Here is a 12,439-nt window from a genome sequence, read left to right as displayed (position 1 = left end):
GGCGGGCAGGGCGGACGGTGCGTCAGGCGGGGTCCGCCGGGTCCAGGTGGGCGGTGTCGCCCCAGCGGGTCGGGCGCAGGCGCCGCCCGTCGCCCTCCCAGTGCGCCACCGAGGCGTTCGGCACGGGCGGCAGCGACTCGGGCGAGGTGGCCCCGACGCCGGCGAGGACATGGCGCAGGGCGACCAGCACCCCGTCGTGCGCGACGACCAGGACGCGCCGTCCGGGTGCGGCCCGGCCCAGGTCGGTGACGAGCTGCCCGACGCGGACGGAGACGTCGGTGAACGCCTCACCGCCGGGCGGCCGGTAGTACCAGTCCCCCAGCAGCTCCCGGCGGGCCGCCTCCTCCGGGGCCCGGGCGCGCAGCGCGGTCGGAGGGTGCAGCTCGAAGACGCCCATCTCCCGGTCCCGCAGCCGGTCGTCCACCAGCACGTCGGGCGACGCGACACCGAGCTCGGCGGCGCGGGAGGTCATCAGCTCCCAGGTCTGCCGGGCTCGGAGGTAGGGGGAGCACACGACCAGCTCCGGGCCGGTTCCGGGGGGCATCCCGGCCAGCCAGGTCCCCAGGGCGAGGGCCTGCGCCACCCCCCGGCCGGTCAGCGGGACGTCCCGGTCGCGGCCGGGCACGGGCTCCGTGCGGTGCGCTGCCTCCGCCGCGGCGAAGGCCACGTTGGCCGTGCTCTGTCCGTGCCGCACGGCCCACAGACCGGCCAGGGCGCAGGGCGGCGCCGGGCCGCCCCGCGCCTTGGCGCCGCCCGCCGTCATCCCGTGTACTGCCGCGCCCGCGAGGCCCGTTGGGAGGCCTCCAGCAGGACGAGACGGGACTCGACCGCCGCCGGGAGCACCCGCCGCTCCCGCACCACCCACGGCAGCCCGGCCGCCGCCAGGGCGAAGCCGCGCAGCGACGCGGCGTCGCGCGGCACGGTCCGCGCCAGGTGCAGGGTGCGCCGCAGCGCCGCGCGCGCCGGACGCCGCAGCCAGGTGAACCACAGGGTGTTGCGGATGCCGTGCGTGCGCCGCAGCGTGGAGTCCCGCGCCACGGACGCCCGGTGGTGGATGGTGAGGGAGTCCGCGAAGACCAGCCACCACCCCGCCGCCGCGAGGTCCACGGCGAGCAGTTCCTCCTCGCCGCCGAGCCAGAGCCGCGGCGAGAACCCGCCGGCCGACCGGAACGCGTCGGTGCGCAGCACGGTCGCCGCCGCGAGGAACGAGCCCAGCGCGGGTCCGGGCAGCCAGTCGGGTCCCGGCAGGGGCGAGTCGCGCAGCTCGGCGACGATGGGGTCCTCGGCCCCTCCCGGCTCCACGAGGATCCGGGCGGTCACCGCGGCGACGCCCGGGAAGCGGTCCAGCAGGTCGGCGGCGTCGCGCAGCGAGCCGGGCTCCCACCAGGTGTCGTCGTCGCAGAACGCCACGTAGGGCGTGGTGACGTGTCGCACCGCCAGGTTGCGGCCCACGGCCCCGAGGTTGCGGCCCGGGCGCAGCAGCCGCACCTCGGGGTGGCGGCGCTCGACGGCGGCGGCGGTGCCGTCGGCCGAGGCGTTGTCGGTGACGATCACCCGTGGCCGCTCCGGCAGTTCCGCCAGCCGGTCGAGCGTGTACAGGAGTTCGTCGCGCCGGTTGTGCGTGATGATCACGACGCTGACGCGCGGGTCGGCTCCGGAAGGGTTCACGCGCGGGCCCCGTCCAGCAGCCGGGCGGCCCGTTCGACGTGCGGCGGCAGCGGTGCGCGGGCCCGCAGCGCGCCCGGCAGCCGCACCAGCGTGCCGCGCAGCGCGTGCCGGGCGGGGCCGCCGTGCCGTGCGTCGACGGCGAGTTCGCGGGTGCGGGCCAGGGCGAGCGGCAGCGGCCGGCGCAGCCAGGCGGTCAGCACCTCGTTGCGCCGCTGAAGGGCGGTGCGGTGCGGGCGGGGCGCGGTGGCGGGGTGGTGGCGGGCGACCACGTCGGGGCAGTAGGTCACGCCCCAGCCGCGGGCCGCGAGGTCGTAGGCGAGCAGGGTCTCCTCGGCCCCGAAGAAGAGCACCCGGTGGTAGCCGCCGGATTCCAGGTAGGCGGTGCGGCGGGTGACGGCGGCGCAGCCGAGGAAGCCGAGCACCTGGGTGCCGGGCAGGTCGGGGACCGCACCCAGCGGGGAGCCGGCGAGGACCTCGTTCATGGGGTCGTCGGCGCCCTCGAGGCCGACCAGGGTGCGGGCGGCGAGGAGCCCGAGCCGCGGGTGGGCCTCCATGCGGCGTGCGGCGGCGGTCAGCGCGCCGGGCTCCCACCAGGAGTCGTCGTCGCTGAAGGCCACGTAGGGGGTGTCGAGCAGTCGCACCCCGTGGGTGCGGGCGGTGGCGCCCTGGTTCTCGGCCAGGGCGACGGTCCTGACCTGCGGGAAGTCGCGGCCGATCATCTCCCGGGTACCGTCGCCGGAGGCGTTGTCGACCACGACGACGGGCGGGTTGTCGGGCAGCGCGAGCAGGCGGCGCAGGGTCCGGGCGAGGCTGACCCGCCGGTCACGGGTGGCGATCACCACGCCGACGGCGGGACCCGGGGCTTCGTCCGCTGCCGGAGTGGTCATGGCGTTCCGGTGCTCACGGTCGGTCCGGAGGGCGCGGTCGGTCCGGAGGGCGCGGCGGGGCCGGAAGGGGCGGCGGACCCCGACGGCCCGGCGGGTCCCGAGGGCCCGGCGGGTCCGCGACGTGTGCGCGGCCCGGCGCCCGCGGGGGAACCCCGGCCTGCGGCGGTGGGCCGTGCCGCCGCCTCCGCGGTGTCCCCGGCCCTCTCCCCCGGCAGCCGTCCGAAGGCGCGGAGGACCTCGTCCACGGTGATCCGCAGCAGGCCCGGGTCCGGGCGGCGGGCGTGCGGGTCGCCGGGCGGGCCCGGGTGCCACAGGACCTGGTGCCGGGGCCGGCGGGGCGGCCCCCAGCGGGCGGGCGGGGTGGGCCCGAAGAGGGTGACGGACGGCGTGCCGTGGGCGACGGCGAGGTGGGCGAGGCCGGTGTCGCCGCTGACGACGGCCCGGGCGGAGGCCACCAGCGCGGACAGCCGCCGCAGCGGCATCCCGCCGCCGAGCCGGTCGGGGCCGTCCAGCCCCGCGGCGTCGGCGACGGCGGACACCAGGTCCTCCTCCCCCGGTCCCCCGGTGACCACCACGCGGCGCCCCCGTTCCCGCAGCGCGGCCGCCACGGCGGCGAACCGCTCGACGGGCCAGCAGCGGGACGGCGAGCCGGCGCCGGGGTGCAGGACGACCGCGCCCGGCGCGGGGGAGGCGGCCTGGGGGCGGGGCAGCCGGTGGTCGGCGGGGTCGGCGTGGACGCCGTACCAGGCGAGCAGGCGGCACCAGCGGTCGCGTTCGTGTTCCTCGGCGTACCACGGGGGCCCTGCGACGCCGGGGGTGTCCGGGTGGGCGAAGGCGAACAGGCGGGCGGGCCGCAGCGCGGCCAGCAGGTCGTGACTGAGCGGGCCGTTGCCGTGCAGGTCGACGGCGAGGTCGGGCGGCGGCCCGGCCCAGTCGAGGGCGGCGGGTACGGCACGGCCCGGCGCGCAGGCCGGCAGCAGACGGTCGACGGCGCCCGACTCGTGTGCCAGAAAGCCGAGTTCGGCCGGCGCGGCGAGGGTGATCTCGGAGTCCGGGTGGGCCCGGCGCAGGCCGCGCAGCGCGGGGATCCCGGCCAGCAGGTCCCCGAGGCCCAGGGCGCGCAGCACCAGCACGCGGTGGCCGCTCACCGGGGGCCTCCCGCGTCCCGTGCGGCGGCGGCCCGGGCGGCGAGGCGGGTGGAGGACCGGCCGTCCAGGTAGGGCAGCAGGACGGCCTGGCCGCCCCACTCCTCGAGCAGGGCCGCCTCGGGCAGGTCGGCCCCGGCGTAGTCTCCGCCCTTGACCCACACGTCGGGACGGAGCCGGGCGAGGAGCTGTTCGGGGGTGTCCTCGTCGAAGACGGCGACCGCGTCGACGCAGGCCAGCGCCTTGAGCACGCGGACCCGGTCGGCGAGCGGGTTGACCGGGCGGCCGTCGCCCTTGCGGCGGCGCACCGAGGTGTCGGAGTTGACGCAGACGACGAGGCAGTCGCCGAGGCGGCGGGCCTCCTCGAGCAGACCGACGTGACCGGCGTGCAGCAGGTCGAAGCAGCCGCCCGCCGCGACCACGGTCCCGCCGGCCGCGCGGACCTTCCCGGCCAGGGCGCACGGGTCCTCGCTCCATGGCCCGACCGGGGGCACGGGGCGCGGGGCGCGGCCCCCCACGCGCGGAGCGGCTCCGTCCGCGTCCCCTCCCGCGGCACGCTCCGCCGTCCCGCCCGCGGCACGCCTCACCCTCCCCGGCACGGCACGCTCCGCCGTGCCTCCCGCGTCGGCGGGCGCCGCGGCGGCTTCCACGCCCGGGTCCGCGGTGTCGAAGCCGATCGCCCCCGCGGCGCCCGCGGCGACGAACTCGGTGGCGGCGGCGACCGCCCGGGCCACCGCCTCCTCGACCAGGGCCCCGTCCGCGAGGTGCCCGGCGGCGGTGGCGGCGAAGCGGTCGCCGGCGCCGCAGGGGTCGCCGGCGTGGGCGGTGGGCGCGGGGAAGAGCAGCGGGTTGTCGCCGTAGGACAGCAGGGCGCCTCGCGCGCCGAGGGTGACCACGACGGCGGCGGCCTGCCAGGCGCGGACGAGGGCGGCGGCTCCGCGGGAGACGGTGCGCAGGTCCTCCCCCGTGCCGCCCCCGGTGAACGTGCGGGCCTCGTTCTCGGCCGGGGTGACCAGCCGGGTCCCGGGGACGGGCGTGGCGCCGCTCGGGTGCGGGTCCCACACCTCGGGCGGCCGCTCGGCGAGGGTGTCGCGCAGCGCCTCGGCGGCTCCGCGGCCGTAGTCGGAGACCAGGACGGCGTGCGCGCGGCGGATCGCCTCCCGTGCCTCCTCGGTGGCGCCGGCCGCCCGGCCGTCGCCCCGGTCGACGCGGGCCACCGGCCGGTGCTGGGCGAGCAGCCGGGTCTTCTCCGGCAGCGGGCCGGTGACGGGCAGCGCGATCACCCGCACGGCCGGTTCCAGCAGCCGTCGCAGCCGGCGGGCGGCGGGGTCGTCGCCGAGCCCGGTGATCAGCGTGACCTGGCGGCCGTCCTGGGCGGCGAGGTACGCGGCGAGGGCAGCGCCGCCGGGGCGCAGCCGTTCGGCGCAGTCGGCGACCACCGGCACGGGGGCGTCGGGCGCCAGCCGGTCGGCGGTTCCGGCGAGGTCGCGGTCGAGCAGCGCGTCGCCGACGACGACCAGCGGGGCGCTCACCTTCTCACTCATGCCGGCGGCCTCCGCGCGGCAGGTCGTCGGGGGTGCGCCGGATCAGCCCGGCCTGCAGGGCGTGCGGGCCTCCGCCGGCGCCGCGGGCGGGCACGGTCGTGCGGCCCGGGGCGGCGTCGACGGCCCCGGCGGCCGCGGCGGCTCTGGCCGCCTCGGCGGCCTCGGTGCGGCGGCGGCCCTTGGCGCCCCAGCCGCGTTCCAGGGCGGCGTCGAACGCCTCGCACACCATGTGCACGGCGACCAGGTGCAGTTCCTGGACGGTGGCGGTGGACGGTGCCTCGACGGCGAGCACCTCGTCGGCGGCGGCGGCCAGCGGGTTGGGGGCCGGGCCGGTGAGCGCCCACACGTGAAGACCGGACTCGCGGGCGGCCTCGGCGGAGGCCAGCAGGTTGGCGCTGGCGCCGCTGGTGGACAGCAGCATCAGGATGTCGTCGTCGCGTCCGTGCGCGCGGACCTGGCGGGCGAACACCTCGTCGATGCCGTAGTCGTTGGCGATGGCTGTGGTGCTGGAGGTGTCGGCGTGCAGGGCGATCGCGGAGAACGGGGGCCGGTCGTCGCGGTAGCGGCCGACGAGTTCGGCGGTGAGGTGCTGTGCCTGGGCGGCGCTGCCGCCGTTGCCGGCGGCGAGCAGCCGTCCGCCGCCGGTGAGGACGGCGGCGAGCAGTTCGCCCCAGCGGTCGACGGTGTGCGGGGCCCGGGCGCGGAACTCGCCGAGGGCCTGGTCGAGGGCGTCGCAGTGACCGCCCGAGGCGGATACCGGTCGCATGTCCATCACGCCACCTCCGAGGAAGAGAGTTCGCGGCCGGCCGCCACCTGGCGGTAGACCTCTTCGACGCCGTCCGCGACGCGCCGCCAGGTGAAGCGGTCCAGCACGCGGGCCCGGCCCGCGGCGCCGTAGGCGCGGCGCAGGGCGTCGTCGTCGAGCAGTTCGCGGGCCGCCAGGGCCAGGGCCGCCGGGTCGTCGGGCGGGACGAGCCGGCCGGTGGTGCGGTCGGCGACGCTGTCGCGGTGTCCGCCGACGTCGGTGGCGAGCACCGGGACGCCGCAGGCCATCGCCTCCAGCGGGACGATGCCGAAGGGTTCGTAGGAGGGGGTGCACAGCACCAGGTCGGCGCTGCGCATCAGGGCGGGCATCCGGTCGCGGGAGACCGCGCCGAGCATCCGGAGGCGGTCGGCGACGCCGAGCTCCTCGGCGAGGGCGAGCAGCCGGGCCGCCTCGGGGACGGCGCCGGCGAGTTCCGGGGCGTTCTCGGTACGGCAGGCGAACGGGCCTCCCACCACGAGGAGTTCGGTGTCGGGGATCTCGGCGAGGGCCTGCACCGCCCGGTCGTAGCCCTTGCGCGGCACCAGGCGTCCGCAGGCCAGCAGCCGGCGCCGGTGCCGGCGGGCGGGCGCGCCGGCCAGGTCGGGACCGGGCCGGAACTCGGTGGTGTCGACCCCGCAGGGCACCACCGAGACCCGCTCGCCGGGCACGCCCATGGCGGCGAGTTCGGCGACCTCGTCGGAGCAGGTGGCGATCACCCGATCGCAGTCGCCGCCCAGCCTGCGCTCCAGCGACAGGCGCTGGACGGGGCTGGTGTCCAGGGCTCCCTGGTGCCGGCGCTTGACGGTGCCGAGGGCGTGGAAGGTCTGGACGACGGGGATGCCGTGCGGGCGGGCGCCGTCGCGGGCGGCCAGTCCGGACATCCAGAAGTGGGCGTGCACGGCGTCGGGCCGCTCGCGGGCCCACACCCGGTCCAGGTGTTCACCGAACTCCGGCATGTGGGCCAGGAGTTCGTCCTTGGGGATGGGCTCGGCCGGCCCGGCGGGCACGTGGTCGACGACGGTGCCTGCGGGCATCCGCACCCGGTCGGGCAGGCCGGGGTCGTCGCGGCGGGTGTGGACGGTGACGTCGTGGCCGCGCCGGGCCAGTTCCTCGGACAGGCGGGCCACGTACACGTTCTGGCCCCCGGCGTCGGGTCCGCCGAGCGCGGCGAGCGGGCTGGCGTGCTCGGACACCATGGCGATCCTCATCGGGTCACCTCCTTCAGCAGCCGTTCCCAGTCGTCGAGGAAGCGGGACAGCCCGTAGCGGGCGAGCGCGGCCGCGCGGGCACGTTCGCCGACGGCCCGGGCGTGGTCCGGGACGGCGACGAACTCCCTTACTGCGTCGGCCAGTACGTCGAGGCGGTTGGAGACGACTCCGGCGTCCTCGGGCACCGCCTCGGTCACCTCGGTGGTGGCGAGGGCGACCACCGGCATCCCCAGGTGCATGGCCTCCAGGAGGGAGAGGCCCAGGGAGGTCCAGCGGACGGGGTGCACGTAGACGCGGCGGCGGGCCATCTCGGCGTGCAGGTCGCGCTGGGCGAGTTCGTGGTCGCGGCAGCGTTCGGGGTCGACGCCGAGGGCGTCGGCGAGGCCGCGGGTGCCCATGCCGAAGACGTCGAGCGGGGCGGCGTGGGCCAGTTGCGGGAGCAGGTCGGTGCCGGTGGTCCGTCCGCGGCGCAGCGGTTCGTTGACGACCACGGCGGCGCGCGGGAGTTCGCCGGTCCACAGCGGTCCGGGGTCGACGATGCCGTGCTCGACGACCGTGGTCGGCGTGGAACCGGCGTCCCACATCAGGCGGTTGAAGTGGGTGACGTGGACGAGGGTGACTCCGGGGAGGTCGGCCGCGGGGTGGCGGGTGTCGGGGACGTCGCCGTCGGGGGCGTTGTGCTCCAGGTAGACCATGGGCGGCCGGCGGCCGAGCCACCGGTCCACCAGCTCGATCTCGTGCGGCCGTTGCACGACGACGAGGTCGATCCCGGCGTCCCGCAGGTCCCGCGGCGGCAGTTCGACCACGGAGTCCGGCCAGTCGAAGGTGCGGGCCCGGCCGAGCCCGTCCCGGCCCCTGTCGGGGGTGACGGGCACGACGTAGGTGTGCGGCCCCTGGACGAAGGCGGTCGTCCACGAGCCGTGCACGTGCCAGATCAGGATCCTCATCGCGACACCATCACTTTCTCCACCGCGGCGAGCACGTCGAGCCCGGTCACCGTGTTCAGGCAGGGGTGGCCGGGGAGCGGACAGGTGCGGGCTCTGCTGTCGGCGCAGGGCGCCTGCTGGTCGCCGAGCAGGAGGTGCGGGACGCCCCAGGGGCGCCAGCGTCCGGCGGGCACCACGGGGGCGAAGAGCGAGACCACGGGCGTGCCGACGGCGGCCGCGAGGTGGGCGGGTCCGGTGTTGCCGGTGACCACGGCCCGGGCACGGGAGAGCACGCCGGCCAGGGTGGGGGCGTCGGTGCGGCCGCCGAGGTCGAGGCCGTGGCGTCCGGCGACGCGGGCGGTCAGCTCGCGCTCGCCGGGCCCGCCGGTGACCAGCACCCGGTGTCCCGCGGCGGCCAGTTCGCGGACCGCCTCGGCGCAGCGCTCCGGGGCCCAGGCGCGGGCCGGGACGCTGGCCCCGGGGTGCAGGACGACGTAGGGCTCGGGTCCGGTGAGCGCGCTGGTCTCCGGGGGCGGCAGGACGGCGAGGCGCCCGTCGTCGTCCTCGGCGGGCGGGAAGCCGGCGGCCTCGGCCAGCCGCAGCGCGGCCTCGGCCTCGTGGTCGTGACCGGCGCGGTGGTGGCGGACGTCGAGCAGGGCGCCCGGGTAGTCCTCGCTGTCGGCGGCGATCCGGCCGACCCCGGCCAGGCGCAGCAGCAGGGCGGTGGGCAGCGGCGACTGGTGGAAGGAGGTGAGGATCAGCGCGCTGTCGGCGCCGAAGGCGGCGATCCGGTCGACGGTCCGCGCGATGTCGGCGCGGTCCACCGGCGGCGGCTCGAGGCCGACCCAGGGCGCGTCCCAGACGATCACCCGGTCCACGCCGGGCAGCAGCCGGGCGGCGCTCTCGCCGCGCGGGCCGCACAGCAGGGCCACCTCGTCGGCGCGGCGGGCGACCGCGCGGACGGCGGGCCCGGCGAGCAGCACGTCGCCGAAGCTGTCGAGCCGGACCACCAGGGCTCTCATGCGGGCCTCCCCGCCTCGACCGTCTGCCCGGCGCAGTCGAGGTAGGCGACCACCAGCCGGACCGCGCTCAGCAGGTCGGGGGCGACCGCGGGGGCGGTCTCGATCTCCTCGACGCGGGTGGCCGCCGTGGGCACCAGGACGGCGCGCGCCCCGGCCCGTCGTGCGGCCTCGACGTCGGCGCCGATGTCGCCGATCACCACGCAGCGTCCGGTGGGGACGCCGAGCCGGGCGGCGGCGGTCTCCACCATGCCGGGTGCGGGCTTGCGGCAGAGGCAGTCGTCCTCCGGGCCGTGCGGACAGATCTCCCACACGTCGAAGGGCCCGAGGAGCTTCTCCACCTGGGCGTTGACGGCGTCCACCTGGGCGCGGGTGAGCAGGCCGCGGGCGATCCCGGACTGGTTGCTGATCACCCCGACGGGCAGTCCGCGTCCGCGCAGCAGGGCCAGTGCCTCGACGGCGCCGGGCATCGGGCGGACCCGGTCCGGGTCGCCGTTGTAGGGGACGTCCTCGACGAGGGTGCCGTCACGGTCGAAGAGGACGGCGGTCGCGGGGGTCACGGGCCGGCCACCTCCTGCCAGGGCCGGGCGTCGCGGTGCCGCCACAGGCCGGCCAGCCGGTGGCGTACGGCGGCGGGCGGGATGAGGACGCTGGTGACCAGCATGGTGACCACCTCGTCGCGGGTGCGCGGCCCGGGCGCGATGCGCGCCCAGGCGAACTCGGCGGTGCCCAGCGCCCAGCCGAGGGCGGACAGCGAGGCGGCCTTCGGGCGTCCGGCGGCGGCGAGCAGGCAGGCCGCCGCGCCGGCCGCGGTGACCGCCAGGTGGCGGCGGATCCGGCCGCGCGGGGCGGCCGCCTGCTTCCACCAGTCGGCGCCGTGCAGCCGCAGCATCAGCGCGTCGTCGGCGTTGCCGCGCTGCCGGCGCAGCGAGACCCAGCGGTCGGCGGGGCGCACCGGATGGCGGGTGGTGCGCCGGCCGCGGCGGATCTGCCAGCCGGCGTCCAGGACGCGCAGCGCGAGGTCGGCGTCCTCGCGGAAGGCGCGGGGGAAGCGTTCGTCGAACCCGCCGACCTGCTTGAGGGCTTCGGCGCGGTAGACCATGTCGGCGGTGATCCACAGGGCCTGGGCGAGTGAGGCGGTGGCGCGCTCCCAGTCGGTGGGGCGGCGTTCGCCGGGCAGCGGAACGGCGATCACGCCCTGGATGCCGCCGGTGTCGGGCTCGGCGGTGGCCAGGTCCTCGGTGATCTGGTCGCACCAGTGGGGCCCGACCTGGACGTCGTCGTCGAGGAACGCGATCCACGGGGCGGCGGCCGCCCGGGCGCCGGTGTTGCGGGCCGCGGCCGGTCCCCGGCCGCCGCCGCGCAGCACGGTGGTGCGGGCCCTGAGGTCGCCGAGGACGGACAGTGGGTGCTCGAGCGCGGCGTCGTCGTCGGCGACCGTCCCCGGGCGGTCGTCGACCAGGACGATCTCGGCCGGCTTGGGCCCGTGGGCGGCGACCAGGGAGGCCAGGCAGTCGGCGAGGGTGTCGCGGACCAGGGTCGGGATCACCACCGCGTAGCCGGGCTCCTCGGCGGGCCCGGTCCCGGTCCCGGGCGTCTCGGCGGGGCCCGTCATGCGAACATCCCGGCGCGGCGGACGGCGTAGGGGCCGATGGCCAGCAGGTCGACGGGCGCGGAGCCGAAGCACTCCAGGGCGTCGCGCGGGTCGTCGACCATGGGCCGGCCGGCCGTGTTGAGGCTGGTGTTGACCACCACCGGCAGGCCGGTGCGCCGTTCGAAGGCGTGCAGCATGCGGGCCACCAGGGGCTCCCGGCGTTCCTCGACGGTCTGGATGCGGGCGGTGCCGTCGACGTGGACGACGGCCGGGATGCGGTCGCGCCAGGCCTCGGCGACCTCGTGCACGAACAGCATGTAGGGGCTGGGCAGCTGCCCGGTGAAGATCTCGGCGGCCCGGTCGGCGACGACCATCGGGGCCACGGGACGGAACTCCTCGCGGCCCTTGACCCTGTTGAGGCGTTCGAGGTTCTCCGCGCGGCCGGGGTGGGCCATCAGGGAGCGGTGGCCGAGCGCGCGGGGGCCGTACTCGCTGCGGCCCTGGAACCAGGCGACGACGCCGTCGCGGGCCAGTTCCTCGGCGACCGTCTCGGCGATGTCCGCGGGCTCCTCGAAGGGGACGGCCGCCTCCTGGAGGATCGCCCGCAGCTCGTCGTCGGTCCAGCCGCGGCCGAGGTCGGCGCCGGGCATCGGCTCGGGGTGGTCGCTGAGGTGCAGGGCGCCGCCGAGGGCGGTCCCGGCGTCGCCGGCCGCGGGCTGCACCCAGACGTTCCGGAACGGCCCCATCGCGGCGATCTTCGCGTTGGCCACGCAGTTGAGGGCGACGCCGCCGGCCAGCGTGAGCGACTCGCCGCCGCCGGCGCTGTGCAGCCAGTGGACCAGTTCCAGCATGACCTCCTCCAGCACCGCCTGGGCACTGGCCGCGAGGTCGGCGTGGTCCTGGGTCCACGGCTCGTGCTTGCCGCGCTGCGGGGCGTAGGCCGACCAGTCGACGCCGTGGGCGCGGAAACCGCCGTCGCCGGTGGCGTGGACGTGTTCGCGCAGCTGCTTGTGGAAGCGCGGCTTCCCGTGGGAGGCGAGCGCCATCACCTTGAACTCGTCGCTGCTGCGCAGGAAGCCGAGGTGGGCGGTGAGCTCCTCGTAGACCAGGCCGAGGGAGTGCGGCAGCGCCTGGGTGGCCAGGACGTCCAGCTTGCCCTCGGTGTAGCGCCCGGCCAGGTGGGAGGAGGACTCGCCGCGGCCGTCGAGGACCAGCACGGCGCTGTCCGGGAACGGCGAGGCGGGCCCCGCGGAGGCGGCGTGCGCCACGTGGTGCGGGACGAAGACGACCCGGTCGGGGTCGAGGCCGGGCAGCGCCTCGGCGAGGAACTCCGGTGCGCGGCGGGCGTACTCGAGGCGCAGCGGGTCCCACGGGTCGTCCAGGCCCATCCGGTCCGCCGGGCGGGCCAGCCGGGGGTCGAACGAGTAGGCGACCGCGTCCAGTTCCTCGGGGCGGACGCCGGCGTGCTCCAGGCACCAGCGGGCCGACAGCTCGGGAAGCTCCCAGGCGGAGAAGGGGACCGGGCGCTTGCCGTGCTTGCGTCGGCTGAAGCGTTCCTCCTCGGCCGCGGCGACCGTGCGGCCGTCGACCACCAGGGCGGCGGCGGGGTCGTGGAAGAGGGCGTTGATGCCAAGGATGCGCAT

Annotated in this window: 11 protein-coding genes and 1 pseudogene; all 12 read right to left on the bottom strand. The window is 77.6% G+C overall.

Annotated elements, in window-relative coordinates; all coding sequences use genetic code 11:
* Positions 1-22 precede the first annotated feature (22 nt).
* Positions 23-763 carry a histidine phosphatase family protein gene (locus tag ACFRAV_RS00905; RefSeq protein WP_382550127.1) on the bottom strand — a complete coding sequence of 247 codons (741 nt, stop codon included), beginning with the start codon at positions 761-763 and terminating at the stop codon, positions 23-25.
* A complete protein-coding gene (locus tag ACFRAV_RS00900; protein ID WP_382550125.1) occupies positions 760-1,668 on the bottom strand; it encodes a glycosyltransferase family 2 protein in 909 nt (302 codons plus the stop codon). Before ACFRAV_RS00900 ends, ACFRAV_RS00905 begins: the two co-directional genes overlap by 4 nt.
* Entirely contained in the window at positions 1,665-2,555 is an 891-nt protein-coding gene (locus ACFRAV_RS00895; RefSeq protein WP_382550122.1) for a glycosyltransferase family 2 protein, read from the bottom strand. Before ACFRAV_RS00895 ends, ACFRAV_RS00900 begins: the two co-directional genes overlap by 4 nt.
* 209 nt (positions 2,556-2,764) lie before the next feature.
* A pseudogene (locus ACFRAV_RS00890) lies at positions 2,765-3,703 on the bottom strand (glycosyltransferase family 9 protein); the annotation flags it as partial.
* Positions 3,700-5,244 (bottom strand): D-glycero-beta-D-manno-heptose 1-phosphate adenylyltransferase, encoded by a 1,545-nt coding sequence (gene rfaE2 / locus ACFRAV_RS00885; protein ID WP_382550120.1) that lies wholly within the window; start codon positions 5,242-5,244, stop codon positions 3,700-3,702. The pseudogene ACFRAV_RS00890 and the gene rfaE2, both read right to left, overlap by 4 nt.
* Positions 5,237-6,016: an SIS domain-containing protein gene (locus tag ACFRAV_RS00880; RefSeq protein ID WP_382550118.1), complete on the bottom strand. Its 780-nt coding sequence runs from the start codon at positions 6,014-6,016 to the stop codon at positions 5,237-5,239. The genes rfaE2 and ACFRAV_RS00880 overlap by 8 nt, the downstream gene beginning before the upstream one ends.
* Positions 6,016-7,257, bottom strand: a complete 1,242-nt coding sequence (locus tag ACFRAV_RS00875) for a glycosyltransferase (RefSeq protein WP_382550116.1) — start codon at positions 7,255-7,257, stop codon at positions 6,016-6,018. Before ACFRAV_RS00875 ends, ACFRAV_RS00880 begins: the two co-directional genes overlap by 1 nt.
* Positions 7,254-8,204, bottom strand: a complete 951-nt coding sequence (locus tag ACFRAV_RS00870) for a glycosyltransferase (RefSeq protein WP_382550114.1) — start codon at positions 8,202-8,204, stop codon at positions 7,254-7,256. The genes ACFRAV_RS00875 and ACFRAV_RS00870 overlap by 4 nt, the downstream gene beginning before the upstream one ends.
* Positions 8,201-9,205, bottom strand: a complete 1,005-nt coding sequence (locus tag ACFRAV_RS00865; protein ID WP_382550112.1) for a glycosyltransferase family 9 protein — start codon at positions 9,203-9,205, stop codon at positions 8,201-8,203. Before ACFRAV_RS00865 ends, ACFRAV_RS00870 begins: the two co-directional genes overlap by 4 nt.
* Complete coding sequence (locus ACFRAV_RS00860) at positions 9,202-9,762, bottom strand: D-glycero-alpha-D-manno-heptose-1,7-bisphosphate 7-phosphatase (RefSeq protein ID WP_382550110.1); 561 nt, start codon at positions 9,760-9,762, stop codon at positions 9,202-9,204. The genes ACFRAV_RS00865 and ACFRAV_RS00860 overlap by 4 nt, the downstream gene beginning before the upstream one ends.
* Positions 9,759-10,817 (bottom strand): glycosyltransferase family 2 protein, encoded by a 1,059-nt coding sequence (locus ACFRAV_RS00855; RefSeq protein WP_382550108.1) that lies wholly within the window; start codon positions 10,815-10,817, stop codon positions 9,759-9,761. Before ACFRAV_RS00855 ends, ACFRAV_RS00860 begins: the two co-directional genes overlap by 4 nt.
* On the bottom strand, positions 10,814-12,439 hold the full coding sequence (locus ACFRAV_RS00850; protein ID WP_382550106.1) for a carbamoyltransferase: 1,626 nt from the start codon (positions 12,437-12,439) through the stop codon (positions 10,814-10,816). The genes ACFRAV_RS00855 and ACFRAV_RS00850 overlap by 4 nt, the downstream gene beginning before the upstream one ends.

Source organism: Streptomyces sp. NPDC056600, from assembly GCF_042792855.1.
Taxonomy (GTDB): Bacteria; Actinomycetota; Actinomycetes; order Streptomycetales; family Streptomycetaceae; genus Streptomyces.
The sequence above is the reverse complement of the archived record's forward strand: the minus strand, read 5'-3'. Positions and strand labels throughout refer to the sequence as shown.